Origin of the sequence: Azohydromonas caseinilytica, assembly GCF_012927045.1 — a bacterium.
GTDB lineage: Bacteria > Pseudomonadota > Gammaproteobacteria > Burkholderiales > Burkholderiaceae_C > Azohydromonas > Azohydromonas caseinilytica.
The window spans coordinates 245428-269838 of sequence record NZ_JABBFW010000005.1; the positions used below are offsets into that span (position 1 = coordinate 245428).

Sequence of the window (24411 nt, forward strand, 5' to 3'; positions counted from 1 at the left end):
TGCCGGAGGAGGCGGTGCGCGGCGCCCTGGAACTTGTGGGTGGTCAGGCCGCGGCCTCGCCCATGACGGGCTGGCGGCGGACCTCGGTGAAGTACATCCAGACCAGCGAGACCCAGACCACGCCGTAGAGCAGCATGAAGGCGCTGGAGCGGATGCCGGTGAGGTCCATCAGCGCGCCGAACAGGATGGGCAGGATGAAGCCGCCCAGGCCGCCGGCGAGGCCGACGATGCCGCTGATGGCGCCGATGTTCTTGGGGTAGTCGTTGCTGATGTACTTGAAGACGCTGGCCTTGCCGAAGGCCCAGGCCACGCCCAGGATCGCCATCAGCCCCGTGAAGGCGTAGACGTTGAGGCCGAGGTGGAAGGTCCTGACGCCATTGACGGTCTGGATGCTGAAGTCGGTCTGCGGGTAGGACAGCAGGAACAGGCAGATCCAGCTCACCCACATCACCCACCACGTCACGCTGTGGGCGCCGTACTTGTCGGAGAGCCAGCCGCCGATGGCGCGCAGCACGCCGCCGGGCAGCGAGAAGCAGGCCGCCAGCAGCGCCGCGACGCGGATGTCCAGCCCGTACTCGCCCACGTAGTACTGCACCATCCACAACGACAGCGCCACGTAGCCGCCGAACACGATGCTGTAGTACTGGCAATACTTGAGCACCTTGGGGTCCTTGAGCGCCTTGAGCTGGTCCGCGAAGGTGACGTTGCTCGGCACCACGTGCGACGGGTCGGTGTGGCTGAACATCCAGAACAGCACCACCGTGCCGAGCATCACCGCGGCGTAGACCTGCGGGACCATGGTCCAGCCGGCGGCCACGAGGATGACCGGGGCGAGGAACTTGTTGACGGCCGCGCCCGAGTTGCCGGCGCCGTAGACGCCCATGGCAAAGCCCTGGCGGTTCTTGGGAAACCAGCGCGCGACGTAGGGCGTGCCCACCGAGAAGGCGCCGCCGGCCAGCCCCACGAACAGGCCGATGACGATGAAGTGCCAGAACTGCGTCGCGAAGGCCATCAGGAAGATGGCGGGCACCGTGAGCGCCATGAGCAGGGTCATGACGATGCGGCCGCCGAAGCGGTCGGTCCAAATGCCCAGCGGCACGCGCACCAGCGAGCCGGTGAGCACGGGCGTGGCGGTGAGCAGGCCGAACTCGGTGGCGCTCAGGCCCAGCGTCTTCTTCAGCGGGATGCCGATGACGCCGAACATCATCCACACCATGAAGCACACCGTGAACGCGAGCGTGCTGACCACCAGCACCGACAGCGCCTGACGCTGGCGGGTGGCGGCGGCACGCGGCGCCGCGATGGTGGCTGTCCCGGGAATGGCCATGGAGTTCCCCTGCTGTTTGCTCTATGGCCGCGACTTTGGGGTTTACCCGGGATTCAGCCCATTCTTCTGTCGGTCAGGTGCCGGTGTCGGAAAGGACGATGTAAAAGTAGCCCGATGGAGGATGACGGCTGACAAGCGACATCGTTCTGAAGAACTAGCGACGGCAACGCTCACAGCAGACGCTCTTCAACTGCACTTCACTTCAGCTATCTCTTCACCACGATCTTCCAGATATGAAAATATTTTTGTCCTACGCGTCGGAAGATCGGGAAAAGGCTGAAGAAGTTCAACTCGCGCTCCTTGCGCATGGCCACGACGTCTTTTTTGACAAAGAAAGCCTACCTCCAGGGGGAGACTATCAAACAAGAATTGATCTCGCCGTCAAAAGCGCCGACATCTTCATTTTTCTAATAAGCCCGGAATCAACATCCCCAGGCAGCTTTGCACTCACAGAACTCAAGTACGCAAAAACAAAATGGCGACACCCAAAGGAAAGAGTTATACCAGTCCTGCTCAAGGACACGTCCTGGTCGGCGATCCCACCCTACCTCAAATCCGTTACAGTCCTTGAGCCAGAAGGGAGCGTTGCCGCCGAAGTGGCGCAGGCAGTAAACGCTCTTGATCAAACGATCACCCAAAGCAACTGGAGGAATCACACATTTAACCAAGATAAACCACAAAACAATAGCCTCTCAAGCAGGCGCAAGGTAAAGTTTTGGGGCATTGCAATATTTTTACTGACGGCAGCAGTCAGCGCCGCACTGCTCTCACAACAACTATTCGCACCACGAGATTCCAATCAAAAACAAGACCCGGCAAACAATTCCACACCACCAGCCGGCATGAAGGGCCCGGACTCGAATACATCAAATTCACCGCCGCTAAACACGCAATGCCCGGAAGTAACCTACACAGATTACTCGAAGTTTCCACCAGAGTCCAAAATTATTCGCCGCTGCGACCCTTAACCTCAACACTAGGAGCCAAAATTGAAAAGTCTGCTAAAAGCCTTTCTTTCCACTCTTCTTGCCCTGGTTGCCTTGACCGTGCATGCAGCGGATCAAGATGACGCAGCCAAAGCAGCAAAAGAAATCCTTGCACTGCTCCAACAAAGACAGTTCGAGACGCTATGGGATTCACAAACAAGCGAATTCTTCAAGAAGCGAATGACAAAAGAATCGTTCATGGCAAACATGACTGTGGGGAGGTCTCAATTGGGCTCGGCCAACGAGGCAAGGTTCGTGGACATGGCTTACAGTCAAACTGATCCAACGACCAGCATCAAGGGGGAAATATATGCTTTCAACTATGCAACCTCCTACACCGCAGGCAAATTCTATGAGCGCATCGTTGTAATCAAAGAAAAGGATGGTCGTTTCCGCCTCGCTGGCCTATGGGGCGCACCTGCAACTGCGCCCACGCCTACCTCAAAACCTCAATAACGCGCACGGACCGGGCTTAGGTATTGTCTACTGCTCCCTATCCCGCGCAATCAACACCGGCAAGAACGCATACCAGGCACAAAGATTGAAGCATGAGGCCGACTGGTGGCCCAATGAAAAAAGCAGTTCTCAAGCGCATTCTTTGCGCCGCTCTTTCCATCGCCGGCGCCTTGTTTCTGACCTACTGGTGGCACAACGACATTCGCGCCATTCCTTTTTCCGAAGCCTTGTGGTCCTTCCACAACCAGATTTTTGACGGACAGAAACCCGGCCTGGCGTCCGACCTGGAATTCATCACTGTTCTCCTTGGCGCCTTGCTCATTACCGGAATCATTGCAGAACTTCTTTTGCAAATATTTGGCAACTCAAAAGCGTCGCGCCGGAATTCGCGGGAATGAGCGAAGGCCAGGGGCTTGGCCTTTTTTCTCAAGCCCCCAGAAAATCCTTGATCACCGCCCGCGATTGCGCCGCAATGGCGGTGAATCTCAACTCCACCAGAAACCCGCCGTGCTTGCCGTCGAAGACGCTGCCACGGGTTTCGACATGGGCGATGACGGTATGCGCCCCGGCGGGCTTCACCGGCACGTTCAGGCGGATCAGGCAGTCCAGCCCCTCCGGCAGGTTCTCGGACACGACCGCCTTCAAGTCCTCGGCACTGATCTCCACCGTGTGCGCCGGCAGCAGCCGATGATTCGGCAGCATCAGGCTGGCCGAGCAGGAAAACAATTTGTGCGTGTGTCGGGCGTATTTCGTGAAGTTGTCCATCGCTCATTCCCACCTTCGCCGGGGCCAAGCCCCCGGCCACGCCCTGCCCAAACTCCCCGCGTCCGGCGCCCAGGGCCTGCGTCCCCCAGGTTGCGCCCACGGTCTTGCAGTGTGCTTGCGCCGGGCCAGGAGAACGGCGCCGTGCCCCGCCGCGCGCGTGCGCAGTTCACGCCGCCCCGCGCCACGTGCGCCATCGACTCGGCCGGCACGCGCGGGTGCGACTTTCTGCCTTGGCGCCAACGGCCGGCCCGCGCGACATAAGCGGCTTCACGCACCACCCGCCCCGCGACCGGACGCCCGCCATGCCCGTCTATTGCGTCTCCTACGACCTCACCAAGCTCGGCCAGAACTACGCCAGCCTGCACGACGAGCTCAAGAGCTCGAACGCCTGGTGGCACCACCTCGGCACCACCTGGCTGGTGCACACCGCCGAGGCGGCGGACCAGCTCTCCGCGCGGCTGCGCAAGACCCTGCACGACGACGACAGCCTGCTCGTCATCAAGGTCACGCGCGACTACGCCGGCTGGCTGCCGAAGAAGGCCTGGGAATGGATCGAGCAGCAGCTGTAGCGGCCCGACCCGCGCGCCTCACTCGCCGCGCCAGCGCGGCGCGCGCCGCTCGGTGAACGCCGCCACCCCCTCCCGGAAGTCGCCGCTGCCGTAGCAGCGCCGCACCAGGTCATCCCCGTCCGGCACGGCCGCCAGCGCCAGCCGCCGCAGCGCCTCCTTGGCCACCGCCTGCGTCACCGGCGCCAAAGCGGCCAGCGCCGTGCACAGCGCGCGCGCCTGGGCCTCGATGTCCTCGCGCGCATGCACGCCGTGCAGGAAGCCGCAGGCCCGCGCCTCCTCGGCGCCCAGCAGCTCGGCCAGCAGCAGCATGCGCTTCACGCGCTGGCTGCCGAAGGCGTCGCGCAGCCGCGCCACGTTCGCCATGGACAGGCAGTTGCCCAGCGTGCGCGCGATCGGCACGCCAAAGCGCGCATCGGGCGTGGCAAGCCTGAAATCGCAGGCCGTGGCGATGGCCAGCCCGCCGCCCACCGCAAACCCCTCCACCAGCGCCAGCGTCGGCATGGGCAGCGAGGCGACGCGGTCGATCAGCGCATCGATGCGCCGCTCGTAGGTCACGCCATCCTCGCCGGCGCTGAAATCGCGGAACTGCGCGATGTCGGTGCCGGCCACGAAGGCCTGCCCGCCCGCGCCCCGGAACAGCACCACGCGCACGGACGGGTCCAGCGCCAGCCGGGCGCAGATCGCATCCAGCGCCTCGTACATCGCCCAGGTCATGGCGTTGCGCGCGGCCGGGCGGTCGAACACCACCTCGGCCACGCCCTCGTGCAGCGCCAGGCGCACGCGCCCCTCGTCGGCCTGGTTGTTCTCACTCATCGCTGAACGCCCCCTGCCCCGCCAGCGCCGCGCGCTCGGCTTCCGACATGCCCAGCTCGGCCAGCACCTCGGCGGTGTGCTCGCCCAGCAGCGGCGGATGGCGCCGCACCTGCGGCGGCGTGCCCGAGAGCTTCACCGGGAAGCCGATGTTGGGCACTCGGCCCTCGACGGGATGGTCGATCTCCATGCGCATGCCGCGCGCCTGGGCATGGTCGCTGTCGAAAGCCTCGGCGTAGTTGAGGATGGGACCGGCCGGGATGCCGGCCTCCAGCAGCGTCTCAACCCAGTAATCCTTGGGCTGGGTCCTGAAGGTCTTCTCCAGCTCCTCGATCAGCTCGGGGCGGTTGCGCAGCCGCGCCGCGATGTCGCCGAAGCGCTCGTCAACGGCGAGGTCGGGGCGGTTGATGACCTGGCACAGCCGCAGCCACAGCTTCTGGTTGTTGGCGCCCATCACGAAGTGGCCGTCGGCGCAGGCCACGGCCTGGTAGGGCGCGCTCATCTTGTTGGCCGTGCCCACCGGGCCGGGCACGCGGCCGGTGCCCCAGTAGTCGCAGACGTCCCACACCGAGAAGGCCAGCGCGGTGTCGAACAGCGAGGCATCGACGTACTGGCCTTCCCCGTTCTTCTGCGCGCCGATGTACGCGCCCAGGATGCCGTACACCGCCAGCATCCCGCAGCCGATGTCGGCCACCGGCACGCCGGCCTTGACCGGCGGCGAGTCGGGGTGGCCGGTGACGCTCATCACGCCGGACATGGCCTGCGCCATCAGGTCGAAGCCGGGGCGGTCCGACCACGGGCCGCTCTGGCCAAAGCCGGAGATGCTGGCGTAGACCAGCCGCGGGTTGATCGCGCGGCACGCCTCGTAGCCGAAGCCCAGCTTCTTCATGACGCCGGGGCGGTAGTTCTCCACCAGCACGTCGGCCTCGGCCACCAGGCGCCGCATCACCTCCTTGCCCGCCTCGGACTTGAGGTTGAGGGCGATGCTGCGCTTGTTGCGATTCAGGTTGAGGAAGCCCAGCGAGTCGGCGCCCTTGAGCTTGAAGCCCATGGCCCCGCGCGTCTGGTCGCCGCTGCCCGGCGGCTCGATCTTGATCACGTCCGCGCCCAGGTCGCCCAGCAGCATGCAGGCGTAGGGGCCGGCCATGACCTGGCTGACATCGAGCACGCGCACGCCGGCCAGGGGCAAGGGGCGTGCGCCATTCGTTTCAAGTGGGGTACTGCTCATGGGTGACTCATTACATTTCGGGCTTGCCAGTGAGGTTTCCGTTCGTCCTGAGGTATTGAAGGATGAACGGCCCCTGCTGTGCGGCAGGCGTACGAGCCTTGCGGATTCGCCCTTCGATACCTCAGGGCGAACGGGTCATTCACGATCGAAGTGAGCTCAAGCTCACGCGTCGGCCTTGACGTTGGCGTCCTTGATGACCTTGGCCCACTTGCGGGACTCGGCCTGGATGAAGGCGGCGAATTTCTCCGGCGAGCCACCGCCGTCCTCGGCGCCGGACTGCTCCAGCTTCTCGATCACGTCGGGCATCGCCAGGGCGCGGTTCACGTCCTCGTTGATGCGCTTGACCAGCGCGGCCGACAGGCGCGCCGGGCCGACCAGGCCGTACCAGGTGGTGGCGTCGAAGCCGGGGTAGCCGGACTCGGCCATGGTGGGCACGTTGGGGTGGCCCTTGGCGCGCTGCGGCCGGGTCTGCGCGATGGCGATGGCCTTGCCGCTCTTCACGTGCGGCGTGGCGGCGGTCATGGTGTCGAAGCTGTAGTGGATCTGCCCGCCCATGAGGTCGGTGAGCATCGGGCCCGAGCCCTTGTAGGGCACGTGCAGCGCATCGACCTTGGCAGCGAGCTTGAACATCTCCAGCGCCAGGTGCTGCGCCGAGCCGGTGCCGGCCGAGCCGAAGCTGATCTTGCCGGGGTTCCTGCGGCACAGCTCCACCACGTCCTTGACCGTGCGCGCCTCCTGCTTGTCGTTGCAGATGAGCAGGTTGGGCGTGACGCCGACCAGGGCCAGCGGCGAGAAGTCCCGCACCGGGTCGTACTTGATGCTGGGCAGCAGCGCCGGCGCGATGGCATGGCTGTTGATGTGCGCCATCAGCAGCGTGAGGCCGTCCGCGGGCGCCTTGGCCACCAGGTCGGCCGCCAGCGTGCCGCTGGCGCCGGCGCGGTTGTCCACGATGACCTGGGTGTCCCACATGGCGCCCAGCTTCTGCGCCAGCACGCGCGCCAGGATGTCGGTGCCGCCGCCGGGCGCGAAGCCCACCACGATGCGCACCGGGCCGCCGAAGGCCGGTTGCGCGTGCACCCAGGGGGCGGCCAGGATGCCGGCGGCCGCGGCCGCGAAGGTTCTGCGTTGCATGTTGTGTCTCCTGTCGTTGGGTCTATCGCCGCAAGAAGGTTTATGGATGCAGGAACGCTGGGTCGGGCCTGCGCAGGGGTGGTGCTGCGCAGGACTGGTGAAAGGAAAGCCCAATCAGTGGGCGCCCTGGGACGTGGGCCGTGAGCCAAACCGGTCGTCATGCCCGCGTACGCGGGCATCCATGTTTGGCCGTCCGCCAGGACGGTGGCTTTCAGGTGGATTCACATGAGGCCGCAAACTTGGATTCCCGCTTTCGCGGGAATGACGACGTGATGACTGCGGCCGGCTCAGCGTCAGCCCACATCCGCCGGCGTCCCCGGACTCGGCGAGGCCGCGAAATGCGCCATCGCGGCCTGCACGCCGGAGCCCGCCAGCGGCACGCCGGCGAGCTTGAGGCCCATCTCCACGCCGCCCACCATGGCCAGCAGCGTGAGGTCGTTGCTGTCGCCCAGGTGGCCCATGCGGAACATGCGGCCCTTGACCTTGCCCAGGCCGGTGCCCAGCGACAGGTCGAAGCGCTGGTGGATGAGCTTGCGCACCGCGTCGGCGTCCACGCCCGGCGGCAGGATCACGCCGGTGAGCACCGGCGAATAGACCTTCGGGTCGGCGCACTGGATCGGCAGCCCCCAGGCGTTGACGGCCGCGCGCACGCCCGCGGCCCAGCGCTGGTGCCGCGCGAACACCTGCGCCAGGCCCTGGCCCAGCAGGATGTCCAGCGCCTCGGACAGGCCATAGAGCAGGTTGGTGTTGGGCGTGTAGGGCCAGTAGCCGCCGGCGCTCATCTCGACGATCTCGTCCCAGGCCCAGAAGGAGCGCGGCAGCTTCGCGCTGCGCGAGGCCTCCAGCGCCTTGGGCGAGAGCGCGTTGAAGCTGATGCCCGGCGGCAGCATCAGCCCTTTCTGCGAGCCGCTGACCGAGACGTCCACGCCCCACTCGTCGTGCCGGAAGTCGGCGCTGGCGAGACCCGAGATGGTGTCCACCATCAGCAGCGCCGGATGGCGCGCGGCGTCGATGGCGCGGCGCACGGCGGCGATGTCGGAGGTGACGCCGGTGGAGGTCTCGTTGTGCACCACGCACACGGCCTTGATGCGGTGCGCCGTGTCGCGGCTCAGCCGCTCCTCGATCAGGTCGGCGCGCACGCCCTGGCGCCAGCCCGGCGCCTCGGGCAGCACCGCGTCGCTGCCCGGCCAGGTCAGGAATTCCACCTCCAGCCCCAGCCGCTCGGCCAAGCGCCGCCACAGCGTGGCGAAGTGGCCGGTCTCGTACATCAGCACCGTGTCGCCGGGGCTGAGCGTGTTGCTCAGCGCCGCCTCCCAGGCGCCGGTGCCCGAGGCCGGGTAGATCGCCACCGGATGCTGCGTCTGGAACACCTGCTGCATGCCAGCCAGCACGCGCTTGCCCAACTGCCCGAACTCCGGACCGCGGTGATCGATGGTGGGCAGGCTCATGGCCCGCAGGATGCGATCCGGCACCGGGCTGGGCCCCGGAATCTGCAGGAAGTGGCGGCCGCTGGGATGAGCGTCGAGAGTCTGCATGGGTACGTCCTTTCAGCACCCATGTTGCATACAAAATGCCAAAAAATGCTTCGGGATATCCCCAGCACACTCGCAAAACAGGATTTGCATGTTGCATGCAAAAATGAAATCGGAGGTTTGGACCATGGCCGAAGTCATCGAGATCGCGCGCCGCAGCCTGCACGAGCAGGTGGCAGCCCGGCTGCGCGACATGCTGGTGGAGGGCCGCATCGCGCCCGGCGCCAAGCTCAACGAGCGCGAGCTGGCGGAGCGGCTGGGCGTGTCGCGCACGCCGCTGCGCGAGGCCATCCGGCAGCTTGCGGCCGAGGGGCTGGTGGACCTGCTGCCCCATCGCGGCGCGGTGGCGGTGCAGATGAACGAAGAGGACGTGCGCCACACCTTCGAGGTGCTGGCCAGCCTGGAGGGCCTGTCGGGCGAGCTGGCGGCGCAGCGCATCACCGACGCCGAGGTGGCCGAACTGCGCGCGCTGCACTACGAGATGCTGGCCTGCCACGCGCGCGGCGACCTGCCCGGCTACTACCGACTCAATGCCCAGATCCACGACGGCATCAATGCCGCGGCCAAGAACCCGGTGCTGGCCGCCACCTACCGCGGGCTCAATGCCCGGGTGCAGTCGCTGCGCTTCCGCACCAACCAGGAACGCACCAAGTGGCAGGAGGCCGTGAAGGAGCACGAACGCATGATCGAGCTGCTGGCCGCGCGCGACGCCGCCGGGCTCAAGGCGGTGCTGGTGGCGCACCTGGAGCGCAAGCGCGACACCGTGTTGAACATGATCCGCAACGGGGCGCTGCTCCCCGTCGCGGCCAACGGGAGCCAAGCATGAAGATGGACTCGCCCCAGCGGCTGGCGCCGCGCGGCACCGAGCCGGTCGCCAACGAGGTGTCGCTGGCGCTGGAGAAGCGGCTGCGCGCCGAGACCCGGGGCGAGGTGCATTTCGACCTCGGCGCGCGCGGGCGCTACGCCACCGACGCGTCGATCTACCAGGTCATGCCCGTGGGCGTGCTGGTGCCCAGGAGCGAAGAGGACGTGCGCGTCGCCATCGACATCGCGCGCGAGCTGCGCGTGCCGGTGCTGCCGCGCGGCGGCGGCACCAGCCAGTGCGGGCAGACCGTGGGCGCGGCGCTGGTGATCGACCACACCAAGCACCTGCGCCGCGTGCTGGAGGTGGACGTGCAGCACCGCACCGCCACCGTCGAGCCCGGCATCGTGCTGGACCACCTCAATGCCCAGCTCAAGCCGCACGGGCTGTGGTTCCCGGTGGACGTGTCCACCGCGGCGCAGGCCACGCTGGGCGGCATGGCGGGCAACAACTCCTGCGGCTCGCGCTCCATCGCCTACGGCAACATGGTCCACAACGTCCTGGGCGCCAGCGCCTGGCTCTCGGACGGCAGCTCGGTGAACTTCGGCCCGATGGCGCAGGCGGGCGCGCGGTCCCGCGAGATCGGCGAACTCGTGCGCGATCTGGCGCTCCAGCACCGTGCGGAGATCGAGCAGCGCTGGCCCAAGGTGCTGCGCCGCGTCGCGGGCTATAACCTGGACATCTTCCACAACCAGAACGAGCGCCCGTACACCAGCGACGGCAGCGTCAACCTGGCGCACCTGCTCATCGGCTCCGAGGGCACGCTGGCCTGCACCCGCACGCTGACGCTGGCGCTCTCGGAGCTGCCGCGCGCCAAGGTGCTGGGGGTGGTGAACTTCCCCACCTTCCACGCCGCGATGGACGCGGCCCAGCACATCGTCAAGCTCGGCCCCACGGCGGTGGAACTGGTCGATCGCACCATGATCGAGCTGAGCCTGAACAACCCGGCCTTCCGCCCGACCATCGAGACGGCGCTGATCGGCAAGCCCGCGGCCATCCTGCTGGTGGAATTCGCCGGCAGCGACAAGGCCGCATTGCTGCCCAGGCTCAAGGACTTGGTGGCGCTGATGGGCGACCTGGGCCTGCCGGGCAGCGTGGTCCAGATGCCCGACGACGCCCCGCAGAAGAACCTGTGGGAGGTGCGCAAGGCGGGGCTCAACATCATGATGAGCCTCAAGGGCGACGGCAAACCGGTGAGCTTCATCGAGGACTGCGCCGTGCCCCTGGAGCACCTGGCCGAGTACACCGATGCGCTCACCGAGGTGTTCGCGCGCCACGGATCGCGCGGCACCTGGTACGCGCATGCCTCGGTGGGCACGCTGCACGTGCGCCCGATCCTGGACATGCGCCGCGACGGCGCCCGGCGCATGCGCGCCATCGCCGAGGAAGCCGCCGCGCTGGTGCGCCGCTACAAGGGCGCCTACAGCGGCGAGCATGGCGACGGGCTGTGCCGCGGCGAGTGGATCGAATGGCAGTTCGGGCCCGCGCTCAACGAGGCTTTCAGAAGCATCAAGGAGCGGCTGGACCCGATCGGGCTGTTCAACCCCGGCAAGATCATCGACCCGCCGCGCATGGACGACGGCGCGCTGTTCCGCTTCGCGCCAGCCGAGTCGCCGCGCCCCTACCGCACCATTGAGCTGAAGCCCGTGCTGGACTGGTCGGCGTGGGACGTGCAGAACGATCCCGTCACGGAGCAGACCACCGCGCCGGGCACCGGCGGCGACAGCACCGGCGGCTTCGCCAAGGCGGTGGAGATGTGCAACAACAACGGGCACTGCCGCAAGTTCGACGCCGGCACCATGTGCCCGAGCTACCGCGTCACGCGCGACGAGACGCACCTCACGCGCGGGCGCGCCAACACGCTGCGGCTGGCGCTGTCGGGCCAGCTCGGCCCCGACGCCTTCACCGGCGAGACCGTGCGCGAGGCCATGGAGCTGTGCGTGGGCTGCAAGGGTTGCAAGCGCGACTGCCCCACCGGCGTGGACATGTCGCGCATGAAGACCGAGTGGCTGAGCCACTACAAGCGCCGCCACGGCCACACGCTCAAGGACAAGCTGATTGCCCGGCTGCCCGACTACGCGCCGCGCGCCGCGCGCTGGGCGCCGCTGCTGAACCTGCGCAACGACATGCCGGCCCTGGCGCGGCTGTCGCAGCGGGTGCTGGGCATCACGGCGAAGCGGCCGCTGCCGCGCTGGCGCAGCGACACCTTCTGGCGCGCGCCGGAGTCGCGCCGCGGCGCCACGGCCGAGGCCACGCTGGCCGCGGCCAAGCAAGGCAAGCCGGCGGCGGTGCTGTTCGTGGACACCTTCAATGCCAGCTTCGAGACCGAGAACGCCCTGGCGGCGCTGCGCGTGCTGCAGCGCGCGGGCTGCACGGTGCACGTGCTGGACAAGGGCGACCGCGGCGGCCACCACTGCTGCGGGCGCACCTTCCTGGCCGCCGGCATGGTGGACGAGGCGCGGGAGCGGCTGTCGGCGCTGGTCAACGACCTGACGCCCTTTGCCGTGCTGGGCGTGCCGGTGGTGGGGCTGGAGCCCTCGTGCCTGCTGACGCTGCGCGACGAGGCGCTGGCGCTGGGCCTGGGCGAGCGTGCCAAGGCGGTGGCGGCGCAGGCGCTGCTGTTCGAGGAGTACCTGGCGCGCGAGACGAAGGCCGGTCGCCTGAAGCTGTCGCTGCGCGGCGTGGACAAGCCCATCCTGCTGCACGGCCACTGCCACCAGAAGGCCTTCGGCGCCGTGGAGCCGGTCATGCAGGTACTCAAGCTCATTCCCGGCGCGCAGCCGCAGCTGATCGAAAGCTCGTGCTGCGGCATGGCCGGCAGCTTCGGCTACGACCAGCGGCACTACGAGGTGTCGATGGCGATGGCCGAGCAGTCGCTGCTGCCGGCGTTGCGCCGGCAACCCGAGGCCATCGTGGTCGCCGACGGCACCAGCTGCCGCCACCAGGTGGCGCACGGCGCGCAGCGCGAGGCGGTGCACGTGGCGCGGCTGCTGGAGGGGTTGATGGAGGAGGGTTAAGTTCAGGCCCGCACAGGCGAAGTGCTGTTCGGGAAAAGCACAGTCTCGTGCCAGCCCGGAGGCTCGAACGCCACGCCCCCTACCTCGTCATTCCCGCGCAGGCGGGAACCCAGGCCGTCCCACATCAGAACGTAAGAGACAGCGCAGGCATCACGACATCCAGTGCCTCAGCGCGCCGCTCAAGCAGCTTGCGGCTGCTTGGGGACCGCCTGGGCGCTCACCAAGGGTGGGCGCCTGCGCGGGGATGACGAAGTGGGGAACGCAGCGCGTCAGCTTTCGGCCAACGTCCCAACCACTTTCCCCGGACAGCAGTGCGCCTGTGCGGGCATGACGAAGCAGGCACGGACCGGCATCAGCCTGCCGGATACCGCCTCAATTGACCCCCCGCTCCGTCGCGTACACCGCCGCCTGCACGCGCGAGCTCAGGTTGAGCTTGCGCAGGATGTGCTGCACGTGGATCTTCACCGTGGTCTCGGCGATTTCCAGCGCGCGGGCGATCTCCTTGTTGCTGGCGCCGCGGGCGATGTGGCGCAGGATTTCCCGCTCGCGCGGCGACAGCGTCACGATCGGGTCGGCCGGCGCCTCGGGCGCTTGTGCCGGTGCCGCGGGCGGCGTGTTCAGCGATTGAAAAGCCGCTACCAGCTTGGCCGTCATTTCCGGGCTCACCACCGACTCGCCGCGCATGCTGCGCACGATCGAGGCGGCCAGCGCCTCGCTGTCGATGGTCTTGAGCAGGTAGCCCTGGGCGCCGTTGCGCAGCGCGGCGGCCAGGTCGCGCTCGTCCTCGCTCACGGTGAGCATGAGCACGCGCGCCTTGGGCGCCGCCTCCTTCAGGCCGCGCAGCGCGTCCACGCCGTGGACGCCGGGCAGATGGTTGTCGAGCAGGATCAGGTCGGGCTGCAGTGCCTGCGCGTGGCGCTGCGCCTCGCCGGCGTCGCCCGCCTCGGCCACCACCGCGAAGCGCGCGTCGGCGGCCAGCAGCGCGATGAGGCCGCGGCGGAACAGCGTGTGGTCGTCCACCACCAGCAGCCGGATCGGCGCCGCCGCGCCGGAAGTCAGGGAAGAAGTCATCCCGCGATCATGCCGCCGCCGCGCTGCCCGCCGGCGTGGTGGCGGCGGCCGTGGCCGAGGGCGGCAGCGTCAGCGTCACGCAGCTGCCCGCGCCGGGCACGGCGTCGATGCGCACCTGCGCGCCGATGCGCGCGGCGCGCTCGCGCATGATGCGCAGCCCCACATGCGTCTCGGCCCGGTCGGCCTCGGGCTCGAAGCCCACGCCGTCGTCGCGCACCTCGAAGCGCCAGCCCGCGCTGTCGGCCGCCACCTCCACCCACACCTCGCGCGCCTGCGCATGCTTGCGCACGTTGGACAGCGCCTCCTGCACCACGTGCAGCACCTGCACCTGCACGTCCGGGTCCAGCGGCAGGCCATGGCCGTCGATCTCCAGGTGCGTCCTCAGGCCCGTCTGGTGCTCAAACTTCTGCAGCGTGGTGCGCAGCGCGGGCTCGATGTGCTCGGCGTTGGTGCGGGTGCGGAAATGCACCAGCAGCTCGCGCACGTCGCCCATGCACTCGCGCACGCCGGTGTCGAGCTCGCCCAGCGTGCGCTCCAGCACCGCCGCGTCGCCGCGCTGGCGCGCCGCGCGCAGCAGCTGCACCTGGATCTTCAGGAAGGCCAGCGACTGCGCGATGGAGTCGTGCAGCTCGCGCGCGATGAAGCTGCGCTCCTCGGCCACCGCGCGCTCGCGCTCCAGCGCCGCGGCGCGCAGGCCCTCCATGGCGCCGGCCAGGTGGTTCGCCAGGGCATCGAGCAGGCTCTTCTCCTCCTCGCCCAGCGCCACGTCGGCGCGGTAGAACAGGTCCACCTCGCCCAGCAGCCGGTGGTGCAACTGCACCGGCACGCTCACCAGCGTCCTGAAACCCTCGCGCGCGCAATGGCCCAGCGTGCGGTCGGCCGCGACGATGGGAATGACGCGCGTGCGCGCGTCCGCCGCCGACTGCCCGCACAGGCACTCGCCCGTGGGCACGCAGTGCTCGCTCTCGCTCATGGCCTGCGGCAGCCCCTCGGCCGCGAGCAGCAGGTAGCGCTGGTTGGCCTCGTCGGACCAGCGGATCGCCGCGGCATCGGCCTGCGCGATGCGCCGCACCTGCGCGGCAAAGCCCTGCGCCATGGCCTCCAGCGTGTCGGCGCGCGCCAGCAGCGCGCTCACGTCGTACAGCGCCGCCAGCCGCCCGCGCTGCAGCTCCAGCTTGGCCGTCTTCTCGCGCACCTTGTCCTCCAGCCCGCGGTAGAGCGACTGCAGCGTCTGCGCCATGCGGTTGAAGCCCGCGGCCAGGCGGCCGAACTCGTCATGGGTGTTGACCTCCACCCGCGCGCCGAAATCCGCCTGCTCCATGCGCTCCAGGCCGCGCTGCAGCCGCGCCAGCGGCTCCAGCACGAACAGGTAGCCGGTGTAGAGCAGGGCCACCGCCGCGGCCAGCGCCAGCCCCAGCATGGCCAGCTGGTACAGGTGCAGGATGCTGGTGAAGCGCGCGAGCTGCTGCTCGATGGCGTTGACGAGCACGTCCACCGCGCGCACGAAGGCCTCAGCATCGGCGCGCACCGCCACCGGCTCGGGCAGCGGCTGCTGCGTCCAGCGCACGCGCAGCGCCTGCCACTGCTTGAGCACGTCGTGGAAGGCGGCCTGCGCCGGGTCGTTCCAGGGCACGAGCAGCGGGCGCGAGGGGTCGCCCTGGGCCAGCAGGTCCAGGCTGGCCTGGAAGCGCTCGAACTGCGCCTGCACCTGCGCCGGCGGCGCGTCGTGCAGCGAGGCCGCGAGCTGCCAGGTCTGCATGCGCATGCGCCCGGCCTCGTTGACGGCGGCGGCGCCGCCTTCGAGCTGCCAGCTCACCCACAGCGTCAGCCCGATGGAGCCCAGCGCCAGCACCAGCATGGCGCCGCCAATGGCCAACAGCTTGCGGGCCAGTGTCCAGGTGTATGTCATGCGCGCACTCTATGCGGGCGGCGCCGACCCTGGGCTGCCACAGGCCAAGAAGCCGCGCATCCCGCAAACGCACGGCGTGCCGCGCGAGACCCCGGGATGCGCCCCCCGGAACCCGCGCCTACGGTAGCCCCCCGGCATGCACCGCGAGCGCGGCGCGCGCCAACTTGCAAGACCCGGTGGTGAAAGGATCGCCTCATGCTTCGCACCTCCCTTTCCCTGAGTTCCCTGGCCGGCGCGGCCCTGCTGTGCGCGCTGACGGCCACGGCGCCGGCGCGCGCCGCCGTCGAAGACGACCAGCCCGGCGCGGGGCCCAGCGCCGCCCCGCCGGAGGCCTTGGACGAGCGCGCGCGGCGCGGCCTCAAGCTCGTGCCCGCGGGCGTGCACCTGAACATGAAAGGACGCGACCGCGCCCTGGTGGGCCTGGGCAGCTACCTCGTCAACGCCGCGGGCGCCTGCAACGACTGCCATACCCACCCCTCCTACCTGCCCGGCGGCGACCCCTTCCTGGGGCAGACGGAGGTGATCAATGCCGCGCAGTACCTGACCGGCGGGCGCCAGTTCGGCACCGTCACCTCGGCCAACCTGCGGCCCGACGCCGACGGCCACCCCGCGGGGTTGAAGCTGTGGCAGTTCATCCGCCTGATGCGCAACGGGCGCGACCCCGGTGACTCGCACATCCTGCAGGTCATGCCCTGGCCGGTGTACGGCAAGATGGTCCTGGGCGACCTGCGCGCCATCTACGAGTACCTCAGCGCCCTGCCCCCGGCGGCGGACAATCCCAACCCCGGACCTTGAAGCCCGCGCACCGGCGTGAAGAAAAAGCGCGGCCACGGCCGCGCTTTTTCCATTGAGCGGCGGCGCGGACCGCCCGGCGGCGCCGCTCAATCGGCGGCGTAGATGTCGCGGTCCTTGGTCTCGCGGATGAAGAGCGTGCCGATGACGAAGGTCGCGCCCGCGACCACGATGGGGTACCACAGCCCGTTGTAGATGTTGCCCGTCTGCGCCACGATGGCGAAGGCCGTGGTGGGCAGCAACCCGCCGAACCAGCCGTTGCCGATGTGGTAGGGCAGGCTCATCGAGGTGTAGCGGATACGCGTGGGGAAAAGCTCCACCAGCATTGCCGCGATGGGGCCGTAGACCATGGTCACGTAGATCACCAGCAGCGTCAGGATCGCCACCACCAGCGGCTTGTTGATGCGCGCGGGATCGGCGGCGGCCGGGTAGCCCGCGGTCTTGGTCGCGTCCGCAACCTCCTTCTTGAACGCGGCGATGCGCGCGCGGCTGGCCGCGTCGAAGGCGTTGCCGTCGCTGGTGAGCGTGGCGTTGGGGGACGGGATGACCTGGCTGCCGACCTGCACCGTCGCGGGCGTGCCCGCGGGCCCCTGCACCACCGTGTAGTTCACGGCCGCCTGCGCCAGCGTGCGCTTGGCCAGGTCGCAGTCGGTGCGGAAGTCCACCTCGCGCGCGATGGGGCTGCCCTGGAAGCTGCAGCGCGCCGGGTCCACCGTGACGGTGACGGGCACGGCCTGCTGCGCCTGCGCCAGCGCCGGGTTGGCCGCCGCCGTCAGCGCCTTGAACAGCGGGAAGTACGTCAGCGCCGCGACCAGGCAGCCGGCCATGATGATGGGCTTGCGCCCGATGCGGTCCGAGAGCCAGCCGAACACGATGAAGAACGGCGTGCCGATGAGCAGCGACAGCGCGATGAGGATGTTGGCCGTCTGCGCATCGACCTTGAGCGCCTGGGTGAGGAAGAACAGCGCGTAGAACTGGCCCGTGTACCACACCACCGCCTGCCCCGCGGTCAGGCCCACCAGCGCCAGGATCACGATCTTGAGGTTCTTCCAGCGGCCGAAGCTCTCCGACAGCGGCGCCTTGGAGCTGCGGCCCTCCTCCTTGATCTTCTTGAACGCGGGCGACTCGTTCATCGACAGCCGGATCCACACGCTGATGCCCAGCAGCACGATCGACAGCAGGAACGGGATGCGCCAGCCCCAGTCGGCGAACACCGCTTCGCCCATGAGCGTGCGCGTGCCCAGGATCACCACCAGGCTCAGGAACAGGCCCAGCGTGGCGGTGGTCTGTATCCAGGCGGTGTAGGCGCCGCGCTTGCCGTGCGGCGCGTGCTCGGCCACATAGGTGGCGGCGCCGCCGTACTCGCCGCCCAGCGCCAGGCCCTGGAGCATGCGCAGCGCGATCAGCATCACCGGCGCGGCCACGCCCACGCTGGCGTAGCTGGGCAGGATGCCCACGATGAAGGTGGACAAGCCCATGAGCAGGATCGTCACCAGGAAGGTGTACTTGCGCCCGATCATGTCCCCCAGGCGCCCGAACACCAGCGCGCCGAAGGGCCGCACCAGGAAGCCCGCGGCGAAGGCCAGCAGCGCGAAGATGAAGGCCGCGCCCGGGTCCAGCCCCGAGAAGAACTGCTTGGCGATGATCGGCGCCAGCGCCCCGTAGAGGTAGAAGTCGTACCACTCGAAGACGGTGCCCAGGCTGGAGGCGAAGATGACCTTGCGCTCCTCGCGCGTCATCGGCGCCGTCGAGCGCGAAGGCCCGAGCGCTCGGGCGGGGGTGGCCATGGTGCTTGTCTCCTTGGGCGGCTTTTGTCGCTGGGACGCCGCCTGCGGCGGTCGCCTTTTGGCGCATGCTGGGCACGCCGTCTGACGGATTGCTGACCTTCGCCTGACGCCTGGCTGACGCGTCAGGATGAACCCGCAGGACCCGGTTTTTGTAAGAAGTTGGTCAGACGCTGTGCCGAAACTGGCTCGGCCGAGATGCCGTGCCCGCAGTGCGGCCGGCATCCAGACCCCTTGCACCGGAGAGACAAAGCAATGAGTGCATCTGCCGTAGGACGCGCCCCGGGCCGTTCGAGGACCGAGGAGACAAGTGCCGTGGACCCCATCGTCGCCCGCATCCAGGCCAACCCCAAGTATCACGAGCTGCGCCGCAAGCGCAGCGGCTTCGGCTGGCTGCTGACGGCGCTGATGCTCATCGTGTACTACGGGTACATCTCGCTGATCGCCTTCAACAAGCCCTTCCTGGCGCAGCCGCTGGGCAACGGCGTCACGACGCTGGGCATCCCGCTGGGCATGGGCGTGATCATCTTCACCATCATCATCACCGGCATCTACGTGCGCCGGGCCAACAGCGAGTTCGACGCGCTGACGGCCGAAATCCTGAAGGACGCGGCCAAATGAGCAGCAAGCACCTCAAGACCCTGGCCGCATTGGCGGCCCTGAGTGGCGCCGGCGCCGCGCTGGCCGCCGGCGGCGACGTGGGCCAGGCCGCCAAGCAGGCGACCAACTGGACGGCCATCGCCATGTTCGGCATCTTCGTGGCCGCCACGCTGTGGATCACGAAGTGGGCCGCGGCCAAGACGCGCTCGGCCGCCGACTTCTACACCGCCGGCGGCGGCATCACCGGCTTCCAGAACGGCCTGGCCATCGCGGGCGACTACATGTCCGCCGCCTCGTTCCTGGGCATCTCCGCGGCCGTGATGGCCACGGGCTACGACGGCCTGATCTACTCGATCGGCTTCCTGGTGGGCTGGCCCATCATCACCTTCCTGATGGCCGAGCGGCTGCGCAACCTGGGCAAGTTCACCTTCGCCGACGTCGCGGGCTACCGCTTCAAGCAGACCCCCATCCGCGCCTTCGCCGCCTCCGGCACGCTGGTGGTGGTGGCCTTCTACCTGATCGCGCAGATGGTCGGCGCCGGCCAGCTCATCAAGCTGCTGTTCGGCCTGGAGTACTGGATCGCCGTGGTGATTGTGGGCGCGCTGATGATGGTGTACGTGCTCTTCGGCGGCATGACGGCCACGACCTGGGTGCAGATCATCAAGGCCGTGCTGCTGCTGTGCGGCGTGAGCTTCATGGCCTTCATGGTGCTGGCGCAGTTCAACTTCAGCCCCGAGGCGCTGTTCGCCAAGGGCGTGGACGTCAAGACCGCCATCGCCATCGCCGCGGGCAAGACGCCTGAAGAGGCCGCCAAGACCGGCCTGTCCATCATGGGCCCGGGCGGCTTCGTGAAGGACCCGATCTCCGCGATCAGCTTCGGCATGGCGCTGATGTTCGGCACCGCCGGCCTGCCCCACATCCTGATGCGCTTCTTCACGGTGCCCGACGCCAAGGAAGCTCGCAAGTCGGTGTTCTGGGCCACGACCTGGATCGGCTACTTCTACGTGCTGATCTTCATCATCGGCTTCGGCGCCATCACCCTGGTGCTGACCAACCCCGAGTTCGCCGACGTCGCCAAGGGCGTGATCAAGGGCGGCGCGGGCACGGCCAACATGGCCGCGGTGCTGGTGGCCAAGTCGGTCGGCGGCGACGTGTTCTTCGGCTTCATCTCGGCCGTGGCCTTCGCCACCATCCTGGCCGTGGTCGCAGGCCTGACGCTGTCGGGCGCCTCGGCCGTCTCGCACGACCTCTACGCCACGGTGTTCAAGAAGGGCAAGGCCGACAGCGCCGCCGAGCTGCGCGTCTCGCGCATCACCACGCTGTCGCTGGGCCTGCTGGCCGTGGTGCTGGGCATCGCCTTCGAGAAGCAGAACATCGCCTTCATGGTGAGCCTGGCCTTCGCCATCGCCGCCTCGGCCAACTTCCCCGTGCTCTTCATGAGCGTGCTGTGGAAGGACTGCACCACCAAGGGCGCCGTGATCGGCGGCTTCCTGGGCCTGATCAGCTCGGTGGCGCTGACGGTGGTGTCGCCCTCGGTGTGGGAAGTCACGCTGGGCAACCCCAAGGGCTCGGCCTGGTTCCCCTACACCTCGCCGGCGTTGTTCTCGATGGCCATCGGCTTCGTGGGCATCTGGCTGTTCTCAATCCTGGACCGCAGCGCGCAGGCCACCAAGGAGCGCGCCGACTTCGCGGTGCAGCAGGTGCGTTCCGAAACCGGCCTGGGTGCGGCCGGCGCCTCGGGCCACTGAGCCTGACGCATCTCCCGGCGGGGCCACGGTCCCGCCGGCACGACAAGGCAAAGGCCGGGTTCTACCCGGCCTTTTTTCATGGTGCGCGCGCCGCGCGTGTAACAGCGCCGATGTCACAAAGCACGGCAACGCTGACCATGGCTACAGTCATATGACAAGCAGTGCCAAGAAGCAACGAGAGGTTATGTTGCACTGCAATAGACAATCAAACGTTTCCTGTGTCTCAATATGAATCCAAGGGAACACCACGGAGTGAGAGCGGGCGCGGTACCGAGGGCTGCGCCGCTTCGGGGACAAAGAGGGAGCCATGCCGAGCGCCGAGGGGACGTCCCCATCCGCAGTCATCGAGCCGCCTGAATCGCAGCAGCGCCTGCCGCAACGCTCGCGCCAAGCGCTGCTGCGCCATGTCGCCGGCACGCGGGCACTGCTGGGACTCAGCGCCGGGCTGACGCTGTTGCCGGCGGTCCAGAACCCGCTGGCGTCGTTGCTGCTGCTGATCTATGCGGCCGGCGCGTTGCTGTTGCTGCTGTTGACGCTGCGCGGCTGGCCGCTGGCGCAATGGCGGATGTGGCTGTGGGCGGACGCCCTCATGCTGCTGCTGGCGAGCCGGCTGCTGGCGCAGCCCATGGCAGCACTGACGGTGCTGCCGGTGGTGGCTCTGGCCCTGTTGTGGGGCCTTCGCTCCGCAGCGGTGCTGGCGCTGGCTTGTGCCTCGGCGCTGTGGCTGGTGGCGTACAGCGGCGGCCATCCGGTGGCGCTGACCGCCCCGCTGCTGCTGCTGACGCTGGGCCCGGCCGTGGCCCTGCTCACCCGCCCGGGCTCGGCATTGCGCGAACGCCAGCGGCTGGTGGCGGACTTTGCCGAACAAGCCAACCCGCGGCGCGGGCTGCAGCGCCAGGTCGCGGTGCTGCTGGAACTGCTGGGGACACGCTTCGGACTGCAGCGGGCATTGCTGGACCTGCCCGGCCCCGAACCGCGCGTGTTCTGCTGGATGCCGGGAGGCGACGTGCACGTGCTGGAGCAAGAGGCACTGCAGCACTGGCGCGCGCAGCGCGCGGCGCTGCCCGACGGCATGGGCTGCGTGGTCAGCGCCGAGCCCCTGGTTTCAGTGCGCGCTTTCGATCCAGCCAGCGGTGCACCGGGCAGCGCGCTGCACCCGGGCGCCTGCCGCGTGCTGCTGAGTGCCGGGGCGCAAAGCTTGTGGATGCCGCTGCACAGCTACGGCCGCACCCAAGGACAGCTGTGCCTGCTGCGCCAGGAGCCTGCCTTCAGCGGCGCGGACCTGCGCTGGCTGCATGCGCTCATGCGCGACTTGCTCCCCCTGCTGGAGCGTGCCGACCTGCTGGAGCAACTGCAGGACGAAACCACCGCGCGCGAGCGCGAGCGCATCGGGCGCGACCTGCACGACAGCGCGGTGCAGCCCTATCTGGGCTTGAAGTACGGCCTGGAAGCGTTGGCACGCATGGCCGGACCGGACAACCCGGTGAGCCCGCAGATCGCCCAACTGGTGCAGATGACCAACGACGAATTGCAGACGCTGCGCGACGTGGTCAGCGGGCTGCGCCGTGGCCAGGCCCTTGACGCCAGCGCCAGCGCGCTGGCGGCGCTGCAGCGCCAGGCGCAGCGCTTCGAGGCGCTGTACGGGCTCAAGGTCGAAGTGCAGTTGCCGGCCCAGGACCCGCCGCTGCGCGGCAGCCTGGCCAAGGCGTTGCTGCACCTGTTCAACGAAGCGCTGACCAACGTGCGCCGCCACACGCAGGCCACCGTGGTCACGGTGCAGTTCGACGTTCAGCCCGAGCAGCTGTGCATGCGCGTCAGCAACGACCGTGGCGGCCATGCGCCGGCACGGCCCTTCACACCACGCTCCCTCAGCGAGCGCGCCCACGAGTTCGGTGGCCACGTGACGGTGACCCAGCCGCCGGGCTGCACCGAGGTGGCCATCACGCTGCCATTGATAGGAAGTCCCGCATGAGTTCCCCCGCCTCCACGGCCGCCCGGCCGATCCGCGTGCTGCTGACCGACGACCACGCCCTGGTGCTGTGGGGCCTGCGCCAGCTCATCGACAGCGCCCAGCCGCGCATGCAGGTCGTGGGCACCGCCACCAGCACGCGCGAGCTCATGGCCCATCCCGCGCTGTCCGAGACCGACCTGGTGCTGCTGGACCTGGGCTTGCCCGACGGCAATCCGATGGAATGCATCCGCCAGCTCACGAACAAGAAGCTCAAGGTGCTGGTGCTCACCGGCAACCTCAACGTCGCGCAGCACATGGAAGCGGTCAAGCAAGGCGCGCGCGGGGTGGTGCTCAAGTCGCACTCCACCGAGCTGCTGCTGCGCGCCGTCGAACGCGTGCACGCCGGCGAGGTGTGGGTGGACCGCGCGCTCATGGCGCAACTGCTGGGCCAGATCTCCGGTGCGCCTGCGCCGGCGTCGGCGCCCGCGGCCCCCACGCCGCAGAGCGAACAGGCACAGCGCATCGCCTCGCTCACGCCCAAGGAACGCCAGGTGGTGCAGGCCGTGGTGCAGCACCGCGGCGCCAAGAGCCTGATCGTGGCCGAGACGCTGTCCATGAGCGAGCACACGCTGCGCAACCACCTCACCGTCATTTACAGCAAGCTCAATGTGCACGGCCGGCTTGAGCTCTATGCCTATGCACTGGAGCATGGGCTGGCGCAACCGCCCGCCTCCAACACCGCGCCCGCCGACATGAACCTGGGCTGAGCCGCTGCCTCCTGAGCGTGCCGACGCACCGTCGCGCCGGCGTCCAAGGACATGCGCGGTGCAGGCGCGCAGCCTGCACAGCACGCCTGGGCACGGACCCAGGACAAAACTCCATCCCATTCCAGTTGCATTGACCCTGTTGCTGTCCGGCCCGCAGCCCTAGGGTTCACGTTGAGGGCATGTCAAGGGGGCATGCCCATCAACGGGAGGCCTGCATGCCCCTTCAACCGTCCACCAGCGTCTTGGTGGTGGATGACCAGCCCAGCATCCGCACTGGCCTGAGGCTGCTGATCGACTCCGAGCGTCCGCGCCTGTACAGCGCCGGCAGTGCCGGCTGCACCGCCGAGGCGCTGGCCTTGGCGCGCTGCCTGCGTCCCGAACTGGTGCTTCTGGACGCAGACCTGGGTGGCGAGGACGGCTTGGCGCTCATTCCGATGCTGCAGCGCGTGGCCACCTGCCAAGTGGTGGTGCTGACGAGCACAGCAACGCTGCCCGTGCGCCAACGCGCGCTGCAGCTCGGTGCCCGCGCCTGCCTTTCCAAAACCGTGCCCGGTGCCGAGCTGCTGGCTTGTTTGCTGGCAACCATCCCCCTGAATGGGGGGGGCGCTTTGTCCTGCCTCCCAGGGAGCCAACTCCTGGGCGACACAGGCAAGTCCTCTGATGCCGGCCACGCAGGTGTTGCATAGATTTACTTTCATGGCAACGCGATACAAAAGCTGGCCTCCGACGCGTCCCCAGGCAAGGAACGCAGCGACCGGGGACGAGGCTCGATGGCCTCACCAGCTGGCGCTTGCCACGCTGCAATGCCTGGAGCCGCCGTGTGTGCGGTTGCAGCTGCAACCCGATCTCAACCCGCTAGGGGAGAGGTAGAGCCGGCAACGGCATGTCTTGCAACAGGAAGGGAAGCACCATGGAACTGATCCGTCACATCAAGGACTTCGTGCGTGAGGAAGACGGCGTGACTGCCATCGAATACGCACTCGTGGCCTCGCTCATCGCCCTGGCCGCGGCCACGGCCATGAGTGGCCTGGGCACCAAGCTCGGCCAGATGTTCACGGCCATCGGCAACAAGCTCGTGACGACCTGAGCAGCTCCGGCTGCGGCAC

Annotated in this window: 22 protein-coding genes; 13 read left to right on the forward strand and 9 right to left on the reverse strand. The window is 68.3% G+C overall.

The annotated features are described in order from the left end of the window. Positions 1-43: 43 nt before the first annotated feature. Positions 44-1327 (reverse strand): MFS transporter, encoded by a 1284-nt coding sequence (locus tag HHL10_RS09800; RefSeq protein WP_169160170.1) that lies wholly within the window; start codon positions 1325-1327, stop codon positions 44-46. A gap of 233 nt (positions 1328-1560) precedes the next feature. Between HHL10_RS09800 and HHL10_RS09805 the strand changes: the two genes are divergently transcribed. The 3 genes from HHL10_RS09805 to HHL10_RS09815 all read left to right on the forward strand — a co-directional run bounded on the left by HHL10_RS09805 (position 1561) and on the right by HHL10_RS09815 (position 3167). Continuing rightward, a complete protein-coding gene (locus tag HHL10_RS09805) occupies positions 1561-2295 on the forward strand; it encodes a toll/interleukin-1 receptor domain-containing protein (protein ID WP_169160171.1) in 735 nt (244 codons plus the stop codon). Positions 2296-2316: 21 nt separating this feature from the next. Continuing rightward, complete coding sequence (locus HHL10_RS09810; protein ID WP_169160172.1) at positions 2317-2769, forward strand: DUF4019 domain-containing protein; 453 nt, start codon at positions 2317-2319, stop codon at positions 2767-2769. A gap of 113 nt (positions 2770-2882) precedes the next feature. Then, positions 2883-3167 (forward strand): hypothetical protein, encoded by a 285-nt coding sequence (locus tag HHL10_RS09815; protein WP_169160173.1) that lies wholly within the window; start codon positions 2883-2885, stop codon positions 3165-3167. Between the two features lie 28 nt (positions 3168-3195). On the opposite strand, the gene HHL10_RS09820 is transcribed toward HHL10_RS09815, so the two are convergent. Continuing rightward, positions 3196-3534, reverse strand: coding sequence for a hypothetical protein (locus tag HHL10_RS09820; protein ID WP_169160174.1), 339 nt, complete (start codon positions 3532-3534; stop codon positions 3196-3198). Between the two features lie 302 nt (positions 3535-3836). On the opposite strand from HHL10_RS09820, the gene HHL10_RS09825 reads away from it, so the two are divergent. Beyond that, a complete protein-coding gene (locus tag HHL10_RS09825; protein ID WP_169160175.1) occupies positions 3837-4103 on the forward strand; it encodes a hypothetical protein in 267 nt (88 codons plus the stop codon). An 18-nt stretch (positions 4104-4121) separates the two neighbouring features. On the opposite strand, the gene HHL10_RS09830 is transcribed toward HHL10_RS09825, so the two are convergent. The 4 genes from HHL10_RS09830 to HHL10_RS09845 form a co-directional block, all read right to left on the reverse strand. Then, the gene (locus tag HHL10_RS09830) at positions 4122-4916 is read right to left on the reverse strand and encodes an enoyl-CoA hydratase (protein ID WP_169160176.1); all 795 of its coding nucleotides are present in this window, start codon (positions 4914-4916) and stop codon (positions 4122-4124) included. Beyond that, a complete protein-coding gene (locus HHL10_RS09835) occupies positions 4909-6141 on the reverse strand; it encodes a CaiB/BaiF CoA transferase family protein (protein ID WP_169160177.1) in 1233 nt (410 codons plus the stop codon). Before HHL10_RS09835 ends, HHL10_RS09830 begins: the two co-directional genes overlap by 8 nt. Before the next feature lie 162 nt (positions 6142-6303). Next, on the reverse strand, positions 6304-7272 hold the full coding sequence (locus HHL10_RS09840; protein WP_169160178.1) for a Bug family tripartite tricarboxylate transporter substrate binding protein: 969 nt from the start codon (positions 7270-7272) through the stop codon (positions 6304-6306). A 293-nt stretch (positions 7273-7565) separates the two neighbouring features. Beyond that, entirely contained in the window at positions 7566-8807 is a 1242-nt protein-coding gene (locus HHL10_RS09845; RefSeq protein WP_169160179.1) for a pyridoxal-phosphate-dependent aminotransferase family protein, read from the reverse strand. Positions 8808-8931: 124 nt separating this feature from the next. Here HHL10_RS09845 and HHL10_RS09850 point away from each other — a divergent pair, with 124 nt between their 5' ends. Together HHL10_RS09850 and HHL10_RS09855 are read left to right on the forward strand one after the other, a co-directional pair. Further along, entirely contained in the window at positions 8932-9630 is a 699-nt protein-coding gene (locus HHL10_RS09850; protein WP_169160180.1) for a GntR family transcriptional regulator, read from the forward strand. Continuing rightward, on the forward strand, positions 9627-12683 hold the full coding sequence (locus HHL10_RS09855; RefSeq protein WP_169160181.1) for an FAD-binding and (Fe-S)-binding domain-containing protein: 3057 nt from the start codon (positions 9627-9629) through the stop codon (positions 12681-12683). The genes HHL10_RS09850 and HHL10_RS09855 overlap by 4 nt, the downstream gene beginning before the upstream one ends. A gap of 372 nt (positions 12684-13055) precedes the next feature. On the opposite strand, the gene HHL10_RS09860 is transcribed toward HHL10_RS09855, so the two are convergent. Continuing rightward, positions 13056-13754, reverse strand: coding sequence for a response regulator (locus HHL10_RS09860; protein WP_169160182.1), 699 nt, complete (start codon positions 13752-13754; stop codon positions 13056-13058). A 7-nt stretch (positions 13755-13761) separates the two neighbouring features. Then, positions 13762-15663, reverse strand: coding sequence for a type IV pili methyl-accepting chemotaxis transducer N-terminal domain-containing protein (locus HHL10_RS09865; protein ID WP_169160183.1), 1902 nt, complete (start codon positions 15661-15663; stop codon positions 13762-13764). A gap of 195 nt (positions 15664-15858) precedes the next feature. Between HHL10_RS09865 and HHL10_RS09870 the strand changes: the two genes are divergently transcribed. Further along, positions 15859-16458, forward strand: coding sequence for a cytochrome C (locus HHL10_RS09870; protein ID WP_169160184.1), 600 nt, complete (start codon positions 15859-15861; stop codon positions 16456-16458). A gap of 86 nt (positions 16459-16544) precedes the next feature. On the opposite strand, the gene HHL10_RS09875 is transcribed toward HHL10_RS09870, so the two are convergent. After that, positions 16545-18242, reverse strand: a complete 1698-nt coding sequence (locus HHL10_RS09875) for an MFS transporter (RefSeq protein ID WP_169160185.1) — start codon at positions 18240-18242, stop codon at positions 16545-16547. A gap of 312 nt (positions 18243-18554) precedes the next feature. Here HHL10_RS09875 and HHL10_RS09880 point away from each other — a divergent pair, with 312 nt between their 5' ends. The 6 genes from HHL10_RS09880 (at position 18555) to HHL10_RS09905 (ending at position 24392) form a co-directional block, all read left to right on the forward strand. Next, complete coding sequence (locus HHL10_RS09880; RefSeq protein ID WP_310734564.1) at positions 18555-18860, forward strand: DUF485 domain-containing protein; 306 nt, start codon at positions 18555-18557, stop codon at positions 18858-18860. Further along, a complete protein-coding gene (locus HHL10_RS09885; RefSeq protein ID WP_169160187.1) occupies positions 18857-20587 on the forward strand; it encodes a cation acetate symporter in 1731 nt (576 codons plus the stop codon). The genes HHL10_RS09880 and HHL10_RS09885 overlap by 4 nt, the downstream gene beginning before the upstream one ends. A gap of 307 nt (positions 20588-20894) precedes the next feature. Further along, a complete protein-coding gene (locus HHL10_RS09890) occupies positions 20895-22559 on the forward strand; it encodes a sensor histidine kinase (RefSeq protein WP_169160188.1) in 1665 nt (554 codons plus the stop codon). Beyond that, positions 22556-23305, forward strand: coding sequence for a response regulator (locus HHL10_RS09895; RefSeq protein ID WP_169160189.1), 750 nt, complete (start codon positions 22556-22558; stop codon positions 23303-23305). Before HHL10_RS09890 ends, HHL10_RS09895 begins: the two co-directional genes overlap by 4 nt. Before the next feature lie 215 nt (positions 23306-23520). Next, positions 23521-23991, forward strand: a complete 471-nt coding sequence (locus HHL10_RS09900; RefSeq protein WP_169160190.1) for a response regulator — start codon at positions 23521-23523, stop codon at positions 23989-23991. A 224-nt stretch (positions 23992-24215) separates the two neighbouring features. Further along, the gene (locus HHL10_RS09905) at positions 24216-24392 is read left to right on the forward strand and encodes a Flp family type IVb pilin (protein ID WP_205832970.1); all 177 of its coding nucleotides are present in this window, start codon (positions 24216-24218) and stop codon (positions 24390-24392) included. Positions 24393-24411 lie beyond the last annotated feature (19 nt).